Annotated in this window: 2 protein-coding genes; one reads left to right on the top strand and one right to left on the bottom strand. The window is 74.7% G+C overall.

The genetic code is table 11. The annotated features are described in order from the left end of the window. The first annotated feature begins 5 nt into the window (after positions 1-5). Positions 6-22679, top strand: coding sequence for a non-ribosomal peptide synthase/polyketide synthase (locus tag ACIBF7_RS21355; protein WP_397197920.1), 22674 nt, complete (start codon positions 6-8; stop codon positions 22677-22679). Here ACIBF7_RS21355 and ACIBF7_RS21350 read toward each other — a convergent pair. Then, complete coding sequence (locus tag ACIBF7_RS21350; RefSeq protein ID WP_397197919.1) at positions 22672-23667, bottom strand: ABC transporter substrate-binding protein; 996 nt, start codon at positions 23665-23667, stop codon at positions 22672-22674. The two genes, ACIBF7_RS21355 and ACIBF7_RS21350, sit on opposite strands and share 8 nt — an antisense overlap. Positions 23668-23721: the final 54 nt, after the last annotated feature.

Genomic DNA, 23721 nt, shown 5'->3' with positions numbered 1-23721 from the left:
CAGCCATGGAAGCGAACCGTCCCGCCAGGATCACCACCATCGCCGACCTTTTCATCGACCAGGTGCGCCGGACCCCCGGGGCGCCGGCCGTGGTCGCCCCCGACGTGCGGCTGACGTACGCGGAGCTGGGCACGTACGTCTTCCAGCTCGCGCGGCACCTGCAAGCGCGCGGGTTACGGCCCGAGGACGTCGTCGCCGTCTCGACTCCCCGCTCCGCCGAGATGGTGGTCTGCGTGCTGGCCGTCATGGTCGCCGGCGGCGCGTTCGTGCCCGTCGACCCGTCCTGGCCGCAGGCGCGGCAGCGGCAGGTGCGCGCCGAGGCGGGGGCCGTCCACGTGCTGGACGCGCGCGAGGTCGATCTCTCCTCCTGGCGGTACGGCGACGAGCCCGCCGAGCCGCCGGCCGTGTCCATCCAGGGCGGCCGGCTCGCCTACGTGATGTTCACCTCCGGCTCCACCGGCACGCCCAAGGGCGCCATGATCCGCCACGAGGCGATCAGCCACCGCCTGCTCTGGCAGATGGAGGAGATCCTCGGGTTCGGGCCCGGCGACGCGTCGCTGTTCAAGGCGCCGCTGTCGTTCGACATCTCCGTCAACGAGATCCTGCTGCCGCTCGTCTCCGGCGGGTACGTGGTGGTCGCGGAACCCGGCGGCGAGCGCGACCCCCAGTACCTGCTGGACCTGATCGCCCGCGAGGGCGTCACGTTCGTCTACCTCGTGTCGTCGATGCTGGACGTGCTGCTGGAGATGGCGCGCGGCACCTCGCTGCTGTCCGGGCTGAAGCACGTCTGGTGCGGCGGCGAGGTGCTCACCCCGGAGCTGTTCGAGCGCTTCCGCGGCCAGCTCTCCACGACGCTCTACCACGGGTACGGGCCGGCCGAGGCGACCATCGGCGTCTCCCACGTCATCTACCGCGACACCGCCGAGCGCATCGCGACCTCGATCGGCCGCCCCAATCCGCACACCCGGCTGTACGTGCTCGACGAGCGTCTGGAGCGGGCACCCGAGGGGGCCGTGGGAGAGCTGTACGCCGCCGGGTTCCTGCTCGGCCGCGGCTACGTCAAGGCGCCGTCGCTGACGGGCTCCCGGTTCGTCGCCGACCCGTTCGCCGCCGACGGCTCCCGGATGTACCGGACCGGCGACCTGGCCAGATGGGCGCCCGACGGGTCGCTGGAGTTCGTCGGCCGCGCCGACCACCAGGTGAAGATCCGCGGCATGCGGCTGGAGCTGGAGGAGGTCGAGGCCGCCCTCGCCGCCCACCCCCAGGTGCGGCAGGCCGTGGTCGTCATGGACGCCACCGGCCGGCGGCTCGTCGGGTACGTCCGGGCCGACGAGCCCGTCCCGGCCGCTGCGCTGCGCGACTGGTGCGCCGGCCGCCTGCCCGCGTACATGGTGCCGGAGTCGTACGTCGTCCTGGACCGCTTCCCCCTCACCGCCAACGGCAAGGTGGACCGGCAGGCGCTGCCGGAGCCCGCCGTGCGCGCCCGCACGCGCTCGCCACGCACCCCGCGCGAGCGCGCGCTCTGCGAGATCTTCGCGCGGGTGCTGGGCGTGGCCGAGGTGGGGGCGGACGACGACTTCTTCGCGCTGGGTGGTGACAGCATCGTCGCGATCGGCGTGGTCAGGCAGGCGCGGCGCGCGGGCCTTGAGGTACGCGCCCGTGACCTGTTCGCCCATCCCACGCCCGCCGCGCTCGCGGCCGTGGTCACCTCTGTGGACGTCGTCGCGGTGCCTGGAGTGAACGGGGTCGGCGCGGTCCCCGCCACTCCGATCACGTCGTGGCTCCAGGACGTCGGCCCCTCGATGGACGGCTTCGTCCAGTCGATCACCGTCCGCACGCCCCCGGGGCTCACGGGCGGCCAGCTCGAAACCCTGGTCGACGCCGTGCTGGAAACCCACGACATGCTCCGCGCCCGAACGGTCGCCGTCGGTGATCAGGTCGTGTCCGGGGGTGTGGGGGCGGTCGGTGGTGACGGTGGTCCCGTCTCTGGGGGGTTGGGGGAGCGCGGGGGGCCGTCCGGTGGTGGTCGGGATGGTCGTGGTGAGGTGCGGTGGTCGCTGGTGGTGGGGGCTCCTGGGTGGCCGCGGGCCGCGGAGGTGATCACTCGGGTCGTGACGGAGGCGGAGCTGGAGCGGCAGGCCGCCGTGGCGGCGGAACGGCTTGACCCGGGCCGTGGACGGATGATCGACCTGGTGTGGCTGGACGCCGGGGCGCACGCGCAGGGGCGGCTGACCATCGTGATCCATCACGTGGTCGTGGACGGCGTGTCGCTCCGCGTGCTCCTGGAGGACCTGAGCCAGGCGTGGGAGGCGGTGCGGGCGGGGCGTCCCGTCGAGCTGCCACCGGTGCCCACGTCGTTCCGGCAGTGGGCGACGCTGCTCCGGGCCCGGGACTTCGCCGCCGAAGAGGACCACTGGCGGGGCGTCTGCTCGGCGCCCGACCCGATGATCGGCGACCGGCCGCTGGACCCGCGCCGCGACGTGGTCGCCACGGAGGAGTCCCTCACGGTCGAGATCCCGGCCGAGATCGCCGGGCGGCTGCTCGGCGCGGTCCCCGCCGCCGTGCACGGCGGGGTGAACGACGTGCTCGTCACGGCGGCGGCGCTCGCGCTGGGCCGATGGCGTGGTGCCGGTCCGGCCGTGCTGCTGGAACTGGAAGGACACGGACGGGAGGAGGAGGCCGTCGGGGACGTGGACCTCTCCCGTACCTTCGGCTGGTTCACCACCCTGTACCCCGCGCTGATCGACCCCGGCTCCGGCACGCCGGGCGAGGCGGTGAAAGCGGTCAAGGAACAGCTCCGCCGCGTGCCGAACCGCGGGCTCGGCTACGGCGCGCTCCGATACCTGGGGGACCGGCCCCGCCCCGACCTGGCGGTCACCCCACAGGTGCTCGTCCACTACCTCGGCCGCTTCGACGCGACCCCCGACAGTGGCCCGGACGCGACTTCCGAGGGTGGCCTGGGCACGTCTTCCGGCGCTGGTTTGGATGCGATTCCCGGCATCGACCTGAACGCGACCTCCGGCGTCGGCTCGGACGTGATCCTCGACGGCGGCTTGGACGCGACCCCCGACGCCGACCCGGACGCCGGGCGGGTGGCCGGGGTGGTCGGTGACTGGGCGCCTGTGGGGGAGGGCGAGGTCGTGGGGGAGCGGCGCGATCCGCGGATGCCGCTGCCGCGGGTGCTGGAGATCAACTCCGTTGCCGTGGACGGGGCCGGTGGGCCGGTCCTGACGACCAGGTTCAGCTGGCCGGCGGGTGTGCTGGACGCCGGGCGCGTGCGGGAGCTGGCCGCGATGTGGACGCGGGCCCTCACCGCCATCGCCACCAGCGACACGGTCACCGGGCACACGCCGTCCGACTTCCCGCTCGTACCGCTGGACCAGGAGGACGTGGCCGCCATCGAGGCCGAGTCGCCGGGCCTGGAGGACGTGCTTCCGCTGTCGCCGTTGCAGACCGGGCTCTACTTCCACGCCACCTTCGACCCCGGACGCGACCCGTACGTCGTCCAGCAGATCATCGAACTCGACGGCCCGCTCGACGGCGAGCGCCTGCGCCTGGTCGCCGACCGGCTGGTCGGACGGTACCCGAACCTGGGCGCGGCCTTCCGCACCACGGGTGACGGGCACGTCGTGGCCGTGATCGCGGGCCGTCAGACGGTGCCGTGGCGTACCGAGGACCTGAGCCACCTCGACCACCCGCGGCCCGCCGTCGAGGCGGCGGCCAGGGCGGAGCGGTCGGCGCCGTTCGACCTCGCCCGGCCTCCCGCCATGCGCTTCGCGCTGCTCAAGCTCGGCCCTCGGCGGCACGCGCTCGTCCACACCGTGCACCACATCCTGGCCGACGGCTGGTCGGTGCCCCTGATCCTGCGCGACCTGCTCGCCCTGTACGAGGACAGGGACCTGCCCGCACCGCCGCCCTACCGCGACTTCTTGAAGATGCTCGCGACGCGCGACCCCGGACCGGCGATCGAGGCGTGGACCGCCGCCCTGGCAGGAGTCCACGAGCCGACCCGGCTCGCCGAAGCCCTCACCAGCCCCGCCGACAGTCCAGCCGGTGGGTTCGGGCGTGTGGTGCGGGAGTTGCCGGATGAGGTGGGGGAGCGGCTGCGGGGGTGGGCGCGGGAGAACGGGCTCACGGTGGGGTCGGTGCTCGCCGCTACGTGGGGGGTCCTGCTCGGACGTCTGACCGGCCGGGACGATGTGACGTTCGGATCGACCGTTTCCGGACGGGCGTCCGGAGAGGTGCCGGGCATCGACGCGATGGCCGGGCTGCTGATCAACACGGTGCCGGCGAGGTTGCGGTGGCATCCGTCGGACACGCTGGGCGACGCGTTGAGCCGATTCGCCCGCGCTCAGCGGGAGGTGATGGAGCACGAGCACGTTCCGCTGGCGGCGCTGCACCGCAGGCTGGGCGTGACCGAGCTGTTCGACACGCTGGTGGTCGTCGAGAACTACCCGGAGTCCCCGGCCGGGGAGGGTGAGCTTCGGATCGCCGGGGTCGACACGATCGAGGCGCCCCACTATCCGGTGACGCTGCTGGCCAAGCCAGGGACCCGGATCGCGCTCACGCTGACCCACGACCGGCGGCTGGTCTCCGGCACGTCGGCTGCCCTGCTCATCGGTCAGTACGAGAAGCTGCTCGCCGCCGTCGCCGACGACGCCACCCGGACATGCGGCCAGGTGGAGCTGGTCTCCGAGGAGCAGTACGCGCAACTGACGGCTTTCGGCACCGGAGCCCCGGCGGTTGGTGGCGCCGACGTGAACGACGCGTTCTACCGCCAGGACGCGGGAACCCCGGCGGGTGGTGGCGCCGCTGTGAATGAAGTGTTCGATCGCCAGGTCGCGGGAGTTCGGGGGAGCGGTGATGGCACAGTGATCGGCCTGTTCGAGCGTCAGGCCGCTGAGCATCCCGCGCGCACCGCCGTCGTCTGTGCCGGTGACATGTTCACCTACGCCGAGCTGCGCGACCGTGCCGATCGGGTGTGCGGGACACTGGTTGCTGCCGGGGTACGGCGCGGTGACATCGTCGCGGTGGCCGCCAGCCGCTCGGCGGACATGGCGGTGGCCCTGCTCGCCGTGATGCGGGCCGGGGCCGCGTACCTGCCCGTCGACCCCGGCTACCCGGCCGCCCGGATCGAGTTCATGCTCGCCGACGCCCGCCCGGTCTGCGTTCTCACGGACGAGGTGAGCGCCAGGACCCTGCCCCCGCACGACCTGCCCTCCTTCACCATCCGAGCAGCAGCCGCCGGACCGCCCGCCGGACCGCTCGCTGGGTCAACCGTCGTCGGGCCGTTGGACGTGGTGTCCGTCGTCTATACCTCCGGCTCGACCGGGCGGCCCAAGGCGGTCGTGGGCACGCATGGCGCGCTCGCCAACCGGCTCGGGTGGGCGGCGGAGGCGTGGGACGCGCGGGTGCGCCTGGCGAAGAGCTCGCTGAGCTTCATCGACGGTACGACCGAGCTGCTCGGCGGCCTGGTCGCCGGCGCCACCACGGTCATCGCGGGCGACCGGGAGGCGACCGACGGGGCGGCGCTGGCCGGGCTCGTCGAACGGTCGGGGGCGACCCAGCTCCTCGCCGTGCCCAGCCTGGCGGCGGCGCTCGCCGACACCGCGCCCGAGCCGCTGGCCGCGCTCACCCGCTGGATCTGCAGCGGCGAGCCGCTCGACCGGGCCTGCGTGCGGTCGCTCAGGAAAGCCTCGCCGAACGCGCGGATCGTCAACTCCTACGGCTCCTCCGAGGTCGCGGGAGACGTGCTCCAGGGCGAGGCCGGCCCCGAGGCGCCGGTGACACTGGGCAGGCCGGTGCCGGGAACGCGTCTCTACCTGCTCGACTCCACCCTCCATCCGGTGCCGCCCGGCGTGCCCGGGGAGATCTACGTCGGCGGAGTCCAGCTGGCCCTCGGCTACCTGAACCGGGCCGGGGTGACGGCGGGCCGGTTCGTCGCCGACCCGTTCGGCAGCGGCGCCCGCCTCTACCGCACTGGTGACCTCGGCCGGTGGACGCCTGACGGGCAGGTCGAGTTCCTGGGCAGGGCCGACGACCAGGTGAAGATCAACGGCTACCGGGTCGAGCCGGGCGAGCTGGAGGCCGCGCTGATGCGCCGCGCGGGCGTGGCCGACGCGGCGGTGGCGGTGCGGGGACGGGCCCTGCACGCGTACGTGGTGGCCGCGCCGGGAGAGCGGCTCGACCCGCGGGCGCTCCGGGGCCTGCTGGGCGCGGAGCTGCCCGCCTACCTGCTCCCTGCGACGGTGACCGTACTGGACCGGCTCCCCACGCTGCCCAATGGCAAGCGGGACCGCCGTGCGCTGCCCGACCCCGAGGTCACCACCGGCGGCGGGAAGCCGCGGACGGCGGGGGAGGCGGCGGTCCTCGCCCGCGTCGCCGGCCTGCTGGGCATCGACGACCTCGGCGTCCACGACGACTTCTTCACCGCCGGCGGCGACAGCATCCTCGCCATCCGCCTCGTCAGCCTGCTCGCCGGGGACGGGATCGAGGTCACCACCGATGACGTCTTCCGCCTGCGCACGCCCGCCGCCATCGCCGCCTCCGTGACGGGGACCGGACAGGATGCGGCGGAGACCCTTGAGGGCGAGGTCTGGCCGCTGTCACCGCTCCAGCAGGGCGTCTACTACCAGGCGACGTTCGCCGACAGCGGCAGCACCTACATCGCCCAGAACGTCTTCGACCTCGACCGCCGCGTCGACGTGCCGGCCATGACGGCGGCGTTCGCGGCCCTGCTGCGCCGCCACCCCACCTTGCGCGCCTCCTTCGCCGCCGACGGCGCATCCCAGCGCATCGCCGCCACGGTGCCCGCCGAGGTGCGGGTGATCGATCTGACCGAAGCCGCCGCGAGACCGGCTGAGGTCCGGGCGGCCGGTGCCGCTGGTACGGGCGCCGATCCGGCCGTCCATGCCGCCGTCCGCGACGAGGAACTCGCTGGGGCGAAGGCGGACGGGTTGGGTGCCGTGCGCGGCGAAGGGCTCGCTGGTGGGGAGGTGCCCGGGCTGGGTGCCGTGATCGAGGCGGTGACGCGGGCGGACCGGGAGGAGCCGTTCGATCTGGCGCGTCCGCCTCTGGTCAGGCTGACCGTGGTGCGGTTGCCGGGCGGGCGGGACCGGCTGCTGCTCACGTCCCACTTCCTGCTGTGGGACGGGTGGTCGCGGGAGCTGGTGCTGCGGGAGCTGTTCGCGCTGTACGACTCGCGTGGCGCACGCGGCGCGCTCCCGCCCGCGGAGAGCACGTTCGCCGACTACCTCGCCTGGGTCGGCGGCCGGGACCGTGACGCCGCCGCCGCGGCCTGGGGCGCGGCTCTCGCGGGCGTCCGGGAGCCGACCATCCTGGCGCCGGAGGCCATCGGCCGCGAGCCGGTGGTGTCGGAGCGGATCGTCGCCGCGCTGCCCGCCGAGGTCACCACCCGGCTCGGCGAGCAGGCCGGCCGCGGCGGCGTCACGCTCAACGCGCTCCTGACCGCCGCGCTCGGCATCCTGATCGGGTACGAGGCCGGTCGCACCGACGTGGTGTTCGGCACGACCGTCGCCGGGAGGCCCACCGAGCTGCCCGGGATCGAGAACGTGGTCGGCCTGTTCCTCAACACGGTCCCGGCCAGGGTGTCGGCCACGCCGTCCGCCACCGTGATCGAGCTGGCCCGCCGGGCGCAGGACGACCGCGTCGAGCTGGCGCCGCACGAACACCTCGGGCTCGGCGACATCCATCGCGCCTGCGGCCAGGAGCAGCTGTTCGACACCCTGTACGTGCTGCAGAACTTCCTGAACGACAGCACGTTCACCGAGCTGGAGCGCGAGCACGGCATCGTCGGCGTGGAGTACACCGACACCACCCACTACCCGTTCACCTGGGTGCTCACCCCCGGCGCCAACCTGCGGATCAAGCTCGAATACCGGCCGGACGTGGTGCGCGAACGCGACGCCCGGCGGATGGTGCGCCGCTTCACCCGGCTGCTGGAGCACCTCGCGGGCGGCCTGTCGGCGCCGGTCGGCGCGCTCGACCTGATGCTGGACGAGGAGCGCGCCGAACTGGCCGGGCAGTGGGCGGCGGCCGAGCATCCGATCGGCACGGCGACGATCGCCGGACTGCTGGCCGAGCGGGCCCGCGCCTGCCCCGGCGAGGTGGCGCTGGTCTTCGGCGCGCGCTCGCTGACGTACGCCGAGCTGGACGGCCGGATCAACCAGTGCGCCAGGCTGCTGCGGTCGCAGGGCGCGGGGCCCGGCGAGATCGTCGCGCTCGGCCTGCCGCGCGGCGTCGAGATGGTCGTCTCGCTCTTCGCCGTCCTGCGCACCGGCGCCGCCTACCTGCCGCTGGAGCTGGACCATCCCGTCGAACGGCTGGCCGTCATGCTCGACGACGCGCGTCCCGTCCTGCTGGTCTGCGCCGACCCCGATGGCGACCTGGCCGGGCACCAGCGGCGGCTGGGCGGGCGGTGCGTCGTCCCGGACCGGCTCGCCGAGTTCCCGGCGGAGCCGCTGGACGTGGAGGTGCCGGGTGACCTGCCCGCGTACGTCATCTACACCTCGGGGTCCACCGGGCGGCCCAAGGGCGTGGTCACCCCGTACCGGGGTCTGACCAACATGCAGCTCAACCACCGGGCCGAGATCTTCGGCCCGGCCGCGCGCCGCACCGGGCGGGACCGGCTGCGCATCGCGCACACCGTGTCGTTCTCGTTCGACATGTCGTGGGAAGAGCTGCTGTGGCTGGTCGAGGGCCACGAGGTGCACATCTGCGACGAGGAGCTGCGCAGGGACGCCACCGCGCTCGTCGCGTACTGCCGGGACCACCGGATCGACGTCGTCAACGTGACCCCGACCTACGCCCACCTGCTGTTCGAGGAGGGCCTGCTGGACGGCGGCCACGCGCCCTGCCTGGTGCTGCTCGGCGGCGAGGCCGTCGGCGACGCCGTCTGGGACCGGCTGAGGCGGCCGGGCGGGCCCGAGGGCTACAACCTGTACGGGCCGACCGAGTACACGATCAACGCGCTCGGCGCGGGCACCCGCGACAGCGCCACCCCGACCGTGGGCCGCCCCATCTGGAACACCCGCGCGTACGTGCTGGACCGGTGGCTCCGGCCGGTGCCCGCGGGCGTGGTCGGCGAGCTGTACGTCACGGGCGCCGGGCTCGCCCACGGCTACCTGCACGCGCCCGGTCTGACGGCCGGGCGCTTCGTGGCCGACCCCTTCCTGTCCGGCGGGCGCATGTACCGCACCGGAGACCTCGTCCGCCGGCGTGACGACGGCAACCTCGACTTCCTCGGCCGCGTCGACGACCAGGTGAAGATCCGCGGCTACCGGGTCGAGCTCGGCGAGGTCGAATCCGCCCTGTCGGCGCTCCCCCAGGTACGGCAGGCCGCCGTCGTGGCCCGCCCCGACCCCCGCGCGCCCGGCCTCAGGAAACTGGTCGCCTACGTGGTCCCGACCTCTACCGCCGCCACTGGGTCGGTTGGTTCGGCGGGTGATGAACCGGCCGCCGCCCGCTCGGGCGGGGCCGAGTTCGCGGCGCGGTTGCGGGCGGCGCTGGCTGAGCGGTTGCCCGGCTACATGGTCCCCGCGCTGTACGGGATCACGCCCGAGTTGCCGCTCACCGTGAACGGCAAGCTCGACGTCGCCGCGCTTCCCGAGCCCGTGGCGCCGGGAGGCGGGGCACGGCGGGAGCCGCGCGGCGCCGCGGAGCGGACGCTGTGCGGCGTGTACGCCGAGGTGCTCGGCCTGCCGGAGGTGGGGATCGACGACGACTTCTTCGCCGTCGGCGGTGACAGCATCTCCTCCATCGCGGTGGCCGGTCGCGCCCGCGCGGCCGGGCTGGACCTCACCCCGCGCGACATCTTCCGCCGCCGCACCGTGCGCGCGCTCGCCGCCGCCCTGCCGCAGGCGGCCCCCGAGGCCGCGCACGACCCCGGCGCCGGGACGATCCCGCTCACCCCGATGCTGGCCGAGACGATGCTCGCCCGCACCCCGCTGGAGCGCTTCTACCAGTCCATGGTCCTTCCTGCCCCGGCAGGGCTCGACCGGGAACAGGTGGAACGGGCGGTACGCGCCCTCTGCCTCCACCACGACCTGCTCCGGGCCAGGCTCGACCGCCACGACGACACATGGACGCTGTCGGTGCCCCCGCCCGCGGAGTTCGACGCCTCCACCCTCTGCATGAACGCGGACCCGCAGGCTGAAGAGGAGGCGGCCGGGCGGCTCGACCCGGAGCGCGGGATCATGGTCCAGGCGGTCTGGTTCGACGGCGGCCCGCGACCCGGACGGTTGCTGCTGGTCATCCACCATCTGGTCGTCGACGGCGTCTCCTGGCGGGTGATCGCCGAGGACCTCGCGCGCGCCTGGACGGACGTGCGGGCGGGCCGCGAACCCGCCCTGGCCCCCGTCCCCACCTCCTTCCGCGCCTGGGCGGAGAAGATCCAGGACACCCGGGCGAGCTTCCGCGACGAGGCAGGCCACTGGCGCGACGTCCTCGCCACCGACGACCCGCCGCTGGGCGCCCGCCCGCTGGACCCCGCCGTCGACACGGCCGCCACCGTCAGGTCGCTGACGGTGGCGCTGCCCCCGGACACGAGCGCGGCCCTGCTGTCCGCCGTGCCCGCCGCGATGCACGGCGGCGTCAACGACGTGCTGCTGACCGGCTTCGCCGTGGCCCTCGCCCGGTGGCGGCGCACGCACGGGCGCGGCGGCGGCTCCGCCGTACTCCTCAGCCTGGAAGGCCACGGCCGCGACGGCGAGCTCGCCGGCGGCGCGGACCTGTCACGGACCGTGGGCTGGTTCACCGCCATCCACCCCGTGCGGCTGGATCCCGGGCCGCTGAGCTGGGACGAGGTCATGGCGGCCGGCCTCGGGCTGGCCGGCGCGGCCAAGGCGGTCAAGGAGCAGCTGCGCGCGGTGCCGCGCAACGGTCTCGGGCACGGGGTCCTGCGCCACCTCGACGGCCTGGACCTGCCGCGGCCGCCGCAGATCCTCTTCAACTACCTGGGCCGGTTCGCCGCCGGCGGGAGCACGCTGCGCGAGGGCGTGCACCCGGACAACCCCGCGATGGGGCTGGAGATCAACGCCCTGGCCCAGGACGGGCCGGACGGGACCACGTTCACGGCCACGCTCTCCTGGCCGACCGGCGTCATGCGCGCCGAGGACGTCGCCGAGCTGGCGGAGCTCTGGACGGCCGCGCTGACGGCGCTGACCCGCTGCGCCGAACTGGCCGGGCACACCCCGTCGGACTTCCCCCTGGTCAAGCTGACGCAGCGGGACGTGGACCGGTTCGCGGGCGCGCGTGACATCCTCCCGCTGCTGCCGCTTCAGCAGGGCATGTACTTCCACGCGTCGTTCGGCGCCGGCCACACGGACACGTACGTGGTGCAGCAGGTCGCCGAGCTGTCCGGGCCCGTGGACCGGGCGGCGCTGCGCCGCGCGGTGACCGCGACCGTGCACCGCCACGACGCCCTGCGCGCGAGCTTCCGCGAACTGGCCGACGGGCGGGTGGTCCAGGTGATCGCCGAAACCGTCGAGGTGCCGTGGCGCGAGGCCGACCTGAGCGGCCTGCCCGCCGAGGAGGCCCGCGCCCGGCTGGCCGAGCTGACCGCCGCCGAGCTGGCCGAGCCGTTCGACCTGGCCACCGCGCCGCTGGTGCGCTACGCGCTGGTCTCGCTCGGCGACGCCGACCACCGGCTCGTGGAGACCATGCACCACATCGTCGCCGACGGCTGGTCGTACCCGCTGGTGTTCGGCGACATCGTCGAGTCGTACGAGCGCGGGCGCGCGCTGCCCGCGCCGGCGGTGACGTTCCGCGACCACGTGGAGGCGGTGGCCGGGCTCGACCGGGCTGCCGCCCACGACGTGTGGGCCGCCGCGCTGGCCGGCGTCTCCCCGGCCCGCCTGTACGACGGCGCGTACGCGGTGTCCAGGCACGACGGCGTGCACCGGGACCTGCCCGTCGGCGAGGTCGTCGCGGCGGCCCGCGAGCGGGGGGTGACGCTGAGCACGTTCGTGCACGCGGCGTGGGGGCTGGTGCTGGGCGGGCTGCTCGGGCGCGCGGACGTGGTCTTCGGCTCCACGGTGTCAGGGCGCGGCGGCAGCCTGCCCGGCGTCGAGACGATCGTCGGCCTGCTGATCAACACCATTCCCGTGCCGATGTCCTGGGACCCCGGCGCCACGCTGGGCGACGTCCTCGACCGGCTGCACGCGCGGCAGGGCGACCTGCTCGACGCGCAGCACGTCGGGCTCGCCGAGCTGGCCCGTCTCACCGGGGTCCGCGAGCTGTTCGACACCATGGTCGTGGTCGAGAACTTCCCCGCCGTGCCCGCCGGCGAGCGCTCCGGGCTCACGTTCCGCGGCTTCACCGGCACCGACTCGCCGCACTACCCGGTCTCCCTGGTGGCCTTCCCCGGCGAGCGGCTCACCCTGGAGATCAAGTACGACGTCGCGCTGGTCGGCGAGGAGAGGGCCGGGCGGCTGCTCGACCTGGTCGTCCGGGTCCTCGGCCAACTGGTCCACGCCCCCGGCACGCCCGTCTCCCAGCTGGACCTGCCGTCGCTCGGCACGTCGCCGGGCCGAGCGGGTGCGGCGGCATCCCGTACGGCGTTCCTCGGGGCGGCGACGCTGGCGGACGCGTACGCCGCCGCTCGGCCGGAGGCCACCGCCACGGCCGTGACCTGGCGCGACACCTCGCTCACCCACGCCGAGCTGGACGAGGCCGCCACCAGGCTGGCCAGGACACTGGTCGCCAGGGGAGTGGGGCCCGAGTCGAGGGTGGCCGTGGCGCTGCCGCGCTCGGCCGATCTCGTCGTCGCGCTGCTCGCCGTCGTCAAGGCCCGCGGCTGTTACGTGCCGCTGGACATCGACGCCCCCGCTGCCCGGCTGAGGTTCATCATGGACGACGCGGCCCCGGTGTGCCTGCTGACCGATCCCGCGACCCTGGCCCGCCTGCCCGAGCCGACCGTACCGGTCGTCCTGCTGAACGAGCCGCCCCCGTACGGGTCAGGTGCCGGTGCGAGTCTGGACGGACCTGCCCAATACCGGTCTCATCTGGATGATCCAGGTGAGAACGCGGCGGGGTCGGTTGCCGCGGACAGTGCGGCGTACGTCATCTACACCTCCGGGTCGACGGGGCGGCCCAAGGGGGTGGCGGTGACGCATCGCAACGTGCTGTCGCTGTTCGGGGCGGCCGGTGAGCTCTTCGACTTCGACGCCTCGGACGTGTGGACGATGTTCCACTCGGTCGCGTTCGACTTCTCGGTGTGGGAGCTGTGGGGGGCGCTGCTGCACGGCGGGCGGCTGGTGGTCGTCGACCAGGAGGTGGCCCGCGACCCGCGGCGTTTTCTGGGCCTGCTGGAGCGCGAGCGGGTGACCGTGCTCAACCAGACCCCGTCCGCGTTCTACCCGCTGATCGAGGCGGCGCGGGGCGAGCTCGCGCTCCGGTACGTGATCTTCGGCGGCGAGGCGCTGGACCCGGGCCGCCTGGCCCCGTGGCGGCGGCGCCATCCCGCCACGGCCCTGGTCAACATGTACGGGATCACCGAGACGTGCGTGCACGTCACGTTCCACGCCCTGACGTCGGACGACACCGCGAGCGTCATCGGCGGGCCGCTGCCCGGCCTCCGCGTGCACGTGCTCGACCGCCACCTGCGCCCGGTCCCGCCGGGGGCCGCGGGCGAGGTGTACGTCGCGGGTGACCAGCTGGCCCGCGGGTACCTCGACCGCCCGGCGCTGACCGCCGCCCGCTTCGTCGCCGACCCGTTCACCCCGGGCGGGCGGCTGTACCGCAGCGGCGACCTCGCCCGCCGCACCCCCGGCGGGGACCTCGTCCATCTCGGCCGCGCCGACCGGCAGGTGAAGATCCGCGGCTACCGGATCGAGCTCGGCGAGGTCGAGTCCGCCCTGCTGACGATCGACGGCATCGCCGACGCCGCCGTGGTCGTCCGAGAGGACCGGCCGGGCCGCCGGCGCCTGGTCGCGTACGTGGTCGCGCGTCAGGGAGCGCGGGTGGACATGAAGGAGGCCAGGGAGCACCTGGCCAGGCTGCTGCCTTCCTACGCCGTCCCGGCCGCGTTCGTCCCCCTCGACGCGCTGCCGCTCACGGTCAACGGCAAGCTCGACCGCGACGCCCTGGCCGCCATCCCCCTCACCGTTCCCGTTCCGGCCGGAGGTTCCGGTGACGCCGCGGTCGCGGCCGCGTCTGCCGAGGCTCTCGTGACAGCCTCCGAAGAGGGGCCGGTGGAGCTGCTGCGAGGGCTCTTCGCGGAGGTTCTCCAGCTCGCCTCGGCCGGGGGCGACGACGACTTCTTCCACCTAGGCGGCGACAGCATCATCGCCATCCAGCTCGTGAACCTCGCCAGGCGCCGAGGGCTGCGGCTGTCACCGCAGGACGTGTTCGTGCACAGGACCCCGGCGGCCCTCGCTGCCGCGGTCGCTCCGCGGCCGGTCGAGCCGGTGGCGGACGCCGAAGAGGGAGACGGCGTCGGCGAGATCATGCTGATGCCGATCGTGCACCGGCTGGCCGAGCTGGGCGGGAGGATCTCGCGGCTGAACCAGGCCGAGCTGCTCCGCACCCCGGCGGGGATGACCCGTGAGCAGGTCGCCGCGCTCGTCCGGGCACTGGTCGACCGGCATGACGCGCTGCGGTCGCGGCTGAGCAGGCCGTCGCCGCTGCTGTGGTCGCTGGAGGCGCGAGCGGCCGGTGACACGCCGGATCCCGGCGTGCTCGCGGTGGACGCGACGGGGCTCGGCGACGACGGCCTGAGCGCCGCGATCGCAGCCGAGTCCGACGCCGCCGCCGACCGGCTCGACCCCGACGGCGGGCGGATGGTCGAGGCGGTGTGGTTCGACAGGGGGCCGGACCGGCAGGGCAGGCTGCTGATCGTCGCCCACCATCTGGTGGTCGACGGGGTGTCCTGGCGGATCCTCGTCGAGGACCTGAGGCAGGGCTGGGACGCCGTCTCGGCGGGGGAGCGGCCCGTGCTCGACCCGGTCGGCACCTCCCTGCGCGCCCACGCGCGGTCGCTGGCCGAGAACGCCGCCCAGGCCGCCAGGCTGGCCGAGTTCGAGCACTGGGCGGCCACGCTGCGACCGGGCGGCGAGCTCGACCCGTCGGCCACAACCGCAGGACTGACGGTGGGCGCCACCCGGGACCACGTTCTCCGCGTGCCCGGCGACGTGACCGGGCCGCTGCTCACCACCGTCCCGGGCAGGCTGGGCGTGGACGTCACCGAGGCGCTGGTCGCCGCGCTGCGCACGGGCGTCGCGCGCTGGCGGGCGGCGAGGGGCGGGGACGCCGGGGCGCCGCTGGTGATCGACCTGGAAAGGCACGGCCGCGAGGGCGACGCCGACCTCTCCCGTACGGTCGGCTGGTTCACCGCCATCGCGCCCGTACGGCTGCCGGGCGGCTCGGCCGGTCCCGCCGAGGTACGGCGAGCCGTGCGGGCTGCCCCGGACGGCGGGCTCGGGTTCGGGCTGCTGCGCTACTGCAACCCGCGGACCGCGGCCCCGCTCGCCCGGCTCGGCACGCCCCAGCTGCTCTTCAACTACCTCGGCAGATTCCCCGTCGGAGGGGAGGGGGATTGGGACACGGCGCCGGAGACCGCCGCGCTGCGCGTGGCCCCCGACCCTGACCTGGGCACCCCGTACCTGCTGGAGATCAACGTCGCCTGCCACGACACGCCCGACGGGCCGGAGCTGCGCGCCGTCCTCACGTACGCGGAAGGAGGACTGGGCGCGGACGACGTGCGGGCGCTCGCCGACGACTGGGCCGCCGCGCTCCGCGACCTCATCCTGGAGAAGGCCGAGCCGCGAGCACTGACCGCGGCCACCCGGGAGCCTCGGACAGATGCCGGGACCGCGACGGCGCCGGGGGACGGGCCGCGGACGTGGGCGCTGTCCCCGTTGCAGGAAGGGCTGTTCTTCCAGGCGCGTTACGCCGGGGACGCCGACGTGTACGTGGCGCAGAACGCGTTCGACTTCGCCGGGCGGCTCGACCTCGGGCGTCTGCGCCGGGCCTACGCGGCGCTCCTCGACCGGCACGCGACGCTGCGTCTCGGGTTCGTCGCGGACGGCGGGCACCGGCCGGTCGCCGTGGTCGGGAGCGGGCTGGACTCCGCCGTCGGGGAGATCGACCTGTCGGCGGACGGTTCCCGGCTGCCGGAGGTGATGGAGGAGGACCGGCGGCGGCCCTTCGACCCGGCCGCGCCGCCGCTCTGCCGGTTGACCGTGGTCCACCTGCCCGGCCGTGACCGCCTGCTGCTCACGTACCACCTGCTCCTGTTCGACGGCTGGTCGCGGGAGCTGGTGCTGCGCGAGCTGTTCGCGCTGTACGAGTCCGGCGGCGAGCGCGGCGTCCTCCCCGAGGGCGGGGCGGTCTACACCGGCTACCTCGCCTGGCTGGCCCGCCAGGACGGCGACGCGGCGGCGCGGGCCTGGGCGGAGGCGCTCGCGGGCCTGGAGCCCACCATCCTGTTCCCCGCGGCGGCGGGGACCGCGCCGGTGCCCGCGACCAGCCTGGCGTTCCGGCTCACCGAGGAACAGACGCGGCGCGTCACCCGCCAGGCCCGCCGGTCAGGGGTGACGCTCAACGCGCTGCTCACCACCGCGCTCGGCCTGGTGCTGGCCCACGCGTCCGGCCGCCGCGACGCCATCTTCGGCACGACCGTCGCCGGGCGGCCGACCGAGCTGGAGGGCGTCGAGTCGGCGATCGGCGTGTTCCTCAACACGGTGCCCACGGCGGTCCGGCTCGCCCCGGACGAGAGCGTGCTGGACGTCATGCGGCGGGTCCAGGCCGACCGCGTCGCGCTGATGCCGCACGAGTATCTGGGGCTCGGCGACATCCAGCGCGCGGCGGGCCGCGACCAGCTGTTCGACAGCCTGTACGTGCTGCAGAACTTCCTCGGCGACGACACGTTCACCGATCTGGAGGAGGCGCACGGCATCGTGGGCGTGTCCAGCGTGGACGCCACGCACTTCCCGCTGACCTGGGTGGCCACCCCGGGCGCGCGGCTGTCCGTGCGGCTGGAGTACCGGGCCGACGTGGTGGCGCGGGAGCGGGCGGAGGCGCTGCTGGCCCGGCTGGAGCGGGTGCTGCTCCGCCTCGTGGACGACCCGGCGGCGACCGTGGCCGACGTGCCGCTGCTGCTGCCGGGGGAGAGCGCCGTGCCCGCCGGGGCCGTGCGGCCCATCGGCGAGGACACGATCGCGGACCTTCTGGCGGCCCAGGCGCGACGCACCCCGGAGCGGGCCGCGCTCACCTCGGGCACGCGGACCCTCACCTACGCCGAGCTGGACGCCCGGGTGAACCAGATCGCGCGCTCGCTGCTGGCCGGGGGAGCGGGACCCGAGAAGATCGTCGCGCTCGCCGTGCCCCGGTCGGCCGACATGGTCGCCGCGCTGTTCGCGGTGCTCCGCACCGGGGCGGCCTACCTGCCGCTCGAACTCGACAACCCCGGCGACCGGCTGCTGGCGATGCTGGCCGACGCCCGTCCGGTGCTGCTGGTGACCACGCGGGCGGTGGAGCCCAGGCTCGCCTCCCATCCGGTGGCGCGGCTGTGCCTGGAGGACGTGTCGGGACCCGCCGATCCGGTCACCGTCGCGCGCGGGCCGGGTCACCTGGACCATCCCGCGTACGTCATCTACACCTCCGGCTCCACCGGCCGTCCCAAAGGCGTGGTCACGCCGTACCGGGGGCTGACCAACATGCAGCTCAACCACCGGGAGGCGATCTTCACGCCGGCCGTCGCCGCGACCGGCGGGCGGATCCTCACCATCGCGCACACCGTCTCCTTCTCCTTCGACATGTCGTGGGAGGAGCTGCTCTGGCTGGTCGAGGGCCACCACGTGCACATCTGCGACGAGGAGCTGCGCAGGGACGCCACCGCGCTCGTCGCCTACTGCCACCGCCACCGCGTCGACGTGGTGAACGTGACGCCCACCTACGCCCGGCACCTGCTCGACCAGGGCCTGCTCGACGGCCCGCACCGCCCGCCGCTGGTGCTGCTCGGCGGCGAGGCGGTGCCCCAGTCCCTGTGGTCGGAGCTGCGCGACGCCGAGGGCGTGAGCGGCTACAACCTCTACGGGCCGACCGAGTACACGATCAACACGCTCGGCGCGGGCACCGGCGAGAGCGCCACCACCACGGTCGGACGGCCGATCTGGAACACCCGCTGTCACGTGCTGGACGCCTTCCTGCGCCCGGCCCCCGTCGGCGAGCTCTACATCGCGGGGGCGGGCCTGGCGCGCGGCTACCTCGGCCGCGCCGGGCTGACCGCCGGGCGGTTCGTCGCCGACCCGTCCGTCCCGGGCGGGCGCATGTACCGCACCGGCGACCTCGTCCGCGTCCGGGAGGACGGCAACCTCGACTTCCTCGGCCGCACCGACGACCAGGTCAAGATCCGCGGGTACCGGGTGGAGCCGGGCGAGGTCGAGGCCGCCGTCACCGCTAGGCCCGGGGTGCGCCGGAGCGCCGTCCTCGCCGTCCCCGACGGCTCCGGCGCCAGGCGCCTGGTGGCCTACCTCGTCCCCGACGGCCCCGCGGGCGCCGAGCTGGCCGCCGCCGTGCACGCCGGGCTCAAGGAGGTGCTGCCCGGCTACATGGTGCCGGCGGCGTACGCGGTGGTGGACGCGCTGCCGCTGACCGTGAACGGCAAGCTCGACACCGCCGCGCTGCCCCCGCCCAGCGCGCCGGCGTCGCGTTCGCGACCGCCCGCCGACGAGCGGGAGCGGCTGCTGTGCACGCTGTTCGGCCGGGCGCTCGACACCGGCGACGTCGGGCCCGACGACGACTTCTTCGACCTGGGCGGGCACTCCCTGCTGGCCATCCGGCTGCTCGGGCTCGTGCGCGCCGCCACGGACGCGGACCTCACGCTGCGCGACCTGTTCGACGCGCGCACCCCCGCCCGGCTCGCCGCCCGCCTCACGAGCGGCGCGGCGCCGTCCGGGCGGCCCCCGCTCACCCCGCGGCCCCGCCCCGACCGGGTGCCGCTGTCGCCCGCGCAGGAGCGGCTCTGGCTGCTCCAGCAGCTCGACCCCGGCTCGACCGCCTACACCTACCCGCTGCTCGTCCGGCTGCGCGGCGCGGTGGACGCCGCCGCCCTGCGCGCCGCGCTCGGCGACGTGGCGGCCAGGCACGAGGTGCTGCGCACGGTCATCGACGCCGGGCCCGCGCAGCGGGTGCTCGCCGCACCCCGGATCGACCTGGACGTCGTACGATGCCCGGACGCGGGCCCGGTGCTGGCCGAGGCGCTCGCCCGTCCCTTCGATCTGGCCGCCGGGCCGCCGCTGCGGGCCACCCTCGTCGAGGAGCACGACACCGGCCACACCGTGCTGGCGCTGGTGCTGCACCACATCGCGATGGACGAGTGGTCCGACGGCCCGCTGCTGCGCGACCTCGGCGCCGCCTACGCCGCCCGGCTGGCGGGCCGGGCCCCCGACTGGGAGCCGCTGCCGGTGCAGTACGCCGACTACGCCCTCTGGCTGTCGCTCGACGACCGGCACGACGACGACCGCGCCTACTGGGAGCGGCGGCTGCGCGGCCTGCCCGCCGAGATCGCCCTGCCCGCCGAGCGTTCGCAACGGGTACGGACCGGGCGCCCCGCCGGGCAGGCGACCGCCACGATCCCGCCGGAGCTGGCCGCGTCGCTGCGGGAGCTGGGGCACGCCGAGTCGGCGAGCATGTTCATGGTGCTCCACGCGGCGCTCGCCACCCTGCTCAGCCGTCTCGGCGCCGGTACGGACATCCCCATCGGCACCCCCGCCTCCGGCCGCGCCGACCCCGCCCTGCACGACCTCGTCGGGTTCTTCGTCAACACCGTCGTACTCCGTACGGACCTGTCCGGCTCGCCCACCTTCGCCGAGCTGCTGCGGCGGGTGCGCGAGACGGACCTGGCCGCGTTCGAGCACGCGAGCCTGCCCTTCCAGCAGGTGGTCGAGGCGGTCAACCCGGCTCGGGCGCAGGGCCGCAACCCGCTGTTCCAGGTGATGCTCGGCTACCTGCACCGCCCGGCCGGGCGTGACACCGTGCTCGGCCTGCCGGTGGGGGAGGCGCCCCCGGTCGCCGCCGACCCGAAGGTGGACCTGAACCTCACCTTCGTCGACGGCGAGCCGTTCGAGATGGTCCTGGAGTACGACGCGGACCGCTTCCACCCGGCGACCGCGCGACGGCTGGCCGACCGCCTCCTGGTGCTGCTCGCCGAGGTCGCCGCACGCCCGGAGCAGCCGATCGAGACCCTGGACGTCCTGTCGGAACGCGACCGGACCGACCTGGCCGACTGGCAGACCGGCGGCCCGGCCCCGATCGGCGGAGCGCCGTGGCACGCCCGGTTCTCGGCGCTGGCGAGGGCGACTCCGGAGGCGGACGCCTGCGTGTTCGAGGGCCGGACGATGAGCTACGCCGAGCTGGACGCCGCCTCCGACGCCTTCGCCGCCAGGCTCGCGGAGCTCGGGCCGGAGGACCTGGTCGGGATCGCCCTGCCGCGGTCGGCGGAGCTGCTGGTGGCCGTGCTCGGCGTGGCCAAGGCGGGCGCCGCCTACCTGCCGCTCGACCCCGCGTTCCCGGCCGAGCGGCTGCGCTTCATGGTCGAGGACGCGCGACCGGCCGCGATCGTCGTGGACGACCGCACCCGCGACCTCTTCCCCGGCGGCATCACGCTCGACGGCCCCCCGGCCCCCGCCCGGGAGAGCGCGCAGTGGGATCCGCGGACGGCGGCGTACGTCATCTACACCTCCGGTTCCACCGGGCGCCCCAAGGGCGTGGTGGTGACCCGGGGAGACCTGGAGTGCTTCCTCGGCGCGCTGCCCGTGACCGGGCCGGGCGACCGGCTGCTCGCCGTGACCACGCTCTCCTTCGACATCTCGGTCCTCGAACTGATGGGGCCGCTGCGTACCGGAGGCTGCGTGGTCATCGCCTCGGACGCGCAGGTGAGGGACCCGCGGCTGCTCGCAGGGCTGATGCGGGACGAGCGGGTCACGATCACGCAGGCCACCCCGTCGCTGTGGTCGGCGCTGCCCGCCGACGCCGAGCTCGGCGGGGTGCGCGTGCTGGCCGGCGGCGAGGCGCTGCCCCCCGCCCTGGCGGAGCACCTGGCCGAGCGGGCCGCGAGCGTGACCAACCTGTACGGCCCCACCGAGGTGACCGTCTGGGCCACGGCCGCGGCCGTCCGCCGGGGCGAGCGTCCCTCGCTCGGCCGCCCGCTGCCGGGCACGGCCGCGTACGTGCTGGACGCGGCGCTGCGCCCGGTGGCTCCCGGCGTCGCGGGGGAGCTGTATCTCGGCGGCGCCCAGGTCACGCGCGGCTACCTGCGCCGCCCGGGGCTCACCGCGGCCAGGTTCGTCGCCGACCCCTTCACCGGCGGGCGCATGTACCGCACCGGTGACCTCGCCAGGTGGAGCGCCGACGGGGAGCTGGAGTTCCTGGGGCGCGCCGACCACCAGGTCAAGGTGCGGGGCTTCCGCGTCGAGCTCGGCGAGATCGAGGCGGTCGCCGCCACCTGCCCCGGCGTGGCGGCGGTCGCGGTCGCCGCCCGCCGGGACCGGACCGTCGCCTACGTCACCGCGCCGGCCCCCGGGCTCCGCGACCACCTCGCGGAGCGGCTGCCGTCCTCCATGGTCCCCGCCGCCGTCGTCGTGCTCGACGAGCTGCCGCGCACCCCCAACGGCAAGGTGGACCGGGCCGCGCTGCCCGACGTGGACTTCGCGCCCACGGCCGCCGGCGTCGCGCCGCGCACCCGTGCCGAGGCGGCCGTCTGCGCCGTCATGGCCGAGGTGCTGGGGGTCGGACGGGTCGGCGTGGACGACGACTTCTTCGCCCTGGGCGGCCACTCGCTCCTGCTCGTCAGGCTGGCCGCCGCCCTGCGCGCGGAGCTGGGCGCCGAGATCCCGGTCGCGGACCTGTTCACCGCCCCCACCGCCGCCGCCCTGGCCCGGCGGATCGCCGGCGGCGCCCCCGCCGGCGACGCGATGGCCGAACTGCTCGTCCTGCGGCCGGGCGGATCGCGGCCGCCCCTGTTCTGCTTCCCGCCCGCGAGCGGGCTCGCCTGGCAGTTCGCCGCGCTCAAGCGCCACCTGCCGGAGGACGTCCCGCTGTACGGGCTGCAGTCGCCCCGCCTGAGCCGCGACACCGCCCTGCCCGAGACCATGGACGAGCTGGCCGCCGAGTACGCCGGCCTGATCGGACGCACCGCCCCGGAAGGCCCCGTCAGCCTGCTCGGCTGGTCGTTCGGCGGCGCGGTGGCCCACAAGGCCGCGGTGCTGCTGGCCGCGGAGGGTCGTGAGATCGGCCTGCTCGGCATGCTGGACACGCCGCTGGAGGTGCCCGGAGGGGCGGACGACGTCGCCGCGCTGCTGGCCGAGATGGGTTACCGGGTGCCGGACGGGCGCATGTCGGTCGCCGACGCCATCGCGTTCCTGCGCGGCCTCGGCGACGGCGTCGCGGTCCTGGCGGACGAGCAGATCGGGCGCGTCGTGGAGAGCTACCTGGACAGCGACCGCATGATGGCGCGGGCCCGGTACGACGTGTTCCCCGGCGACGTGCTCTTCGTCGACGCCACCGTGCCGGAGCCGGGCCTCACCGGGAGGGCCTCCGGCCGGTGGCGCCCCCACGTGGCGGGCGAGCTGCGCGCGGTCGCCGTGGAGTGCCGCCACTCCGAACTGCTGGACGCCCGCGCGCTGGAGATCGTCGGCCCGCTGCTGGCCCGCCTCATGTGATGGCGGACAGGTCCTTGACCGGGGTGGAGGGGTCCATGTCGGCGGCGTTCGCGAGCTGCGGCACGAGCACGTCGAGCGCGTACAGCAGCGCGTCCGGCCCGCTGTAGGAGAGCGCGCCGCCGAGCGGGGTGGAGAAGTCCGTGTAGATCGTGCGGTCGCTCTCGACCACCTTCAGCCGGGAGAAGACCGGCGAGGCCAGCATCTTCTCCTTCGTCGAGCCGTTGACGAACAGCACGTCGCGGTCGATCAGGTCCAGCCGCTCCTCGCTGATCTCGTTGGCCTCGCTCTGCGCGGCGAAGCCGAGCGCGTCGAACAGCGCGCGGCGCGGGTCGCGGGCCGGGATCAGCCAGTGCTGCCCGTTCTCCGGCCCGAAGTCGACCACCAGGACCTTGCCGGCGAACTCGGGGTGCGCCCGCTTCGCCTCAGTGATTCTCGCGTTGACCTTGTCGACCAGGGCCTGAGCCTCGGCGGCCTTGCCCAGCGCCTTGCCCGTGGTGATCGTCTGGACGTCCCAGGGGGTCTGCTCGTCGGCGTAGGCGTCCGACTGGATCACGGTGGGCGCGATCTGCGAGAGCTTCTCGTACGTCTCCTTGTTGATCGTCTCGTAGATCGCGATGATCACGTCGGGGCGCTGTTTGATGATCGCCTCGAAGTTGAGCTCCGCCGAGAACGTGGACAGCTCCTGGCCGCCCAGCGCCTTCTTGACCCACGGGAAGGTCGCGTACGCGTCGAACCACGCGCGGGTGCTGACCGGGACCACGCCCAGCGCGAGCGCGAAGTCCTGGTCGTTCCAGCCGACGGTGACGACCCGGGCGGGCCTGGTCTCGATCGTGGTGCTGCCGAACTTGTGCTCGATAGTGACCGGGAACGCGGTGTCCGCCGGCGCGGAGGCACTCGGGGCGGCGGGCTCCGGGGCCGCGCAGGAGACCAGCGAGGCCGCCAGGAAGAGGGATAAGAAGGCTCGCGGAACCGCACGGGAACTGATCATGGGGATTCCTTCTGGCCGGAGGGCTGCAATCAACTTAGGATAGCATTACCTAAC

The sequence above is a fragment of the Nonomuraea sp. NPDC050478 genome, assembly GCF_044458265.1.
Taxonomy (GTDB): Bacteria; Actinomycetota; Actinomycetes; order Streptosporangiales; family Streptosporangiaceae; genus Nonomuraea; species Nonomuraea ferruginea.
The sequence above is the reverse complement of the archived record's forward strand: the minus strand, read 5'-3'. Positions and strand labels throughout refer to the sequence as shown.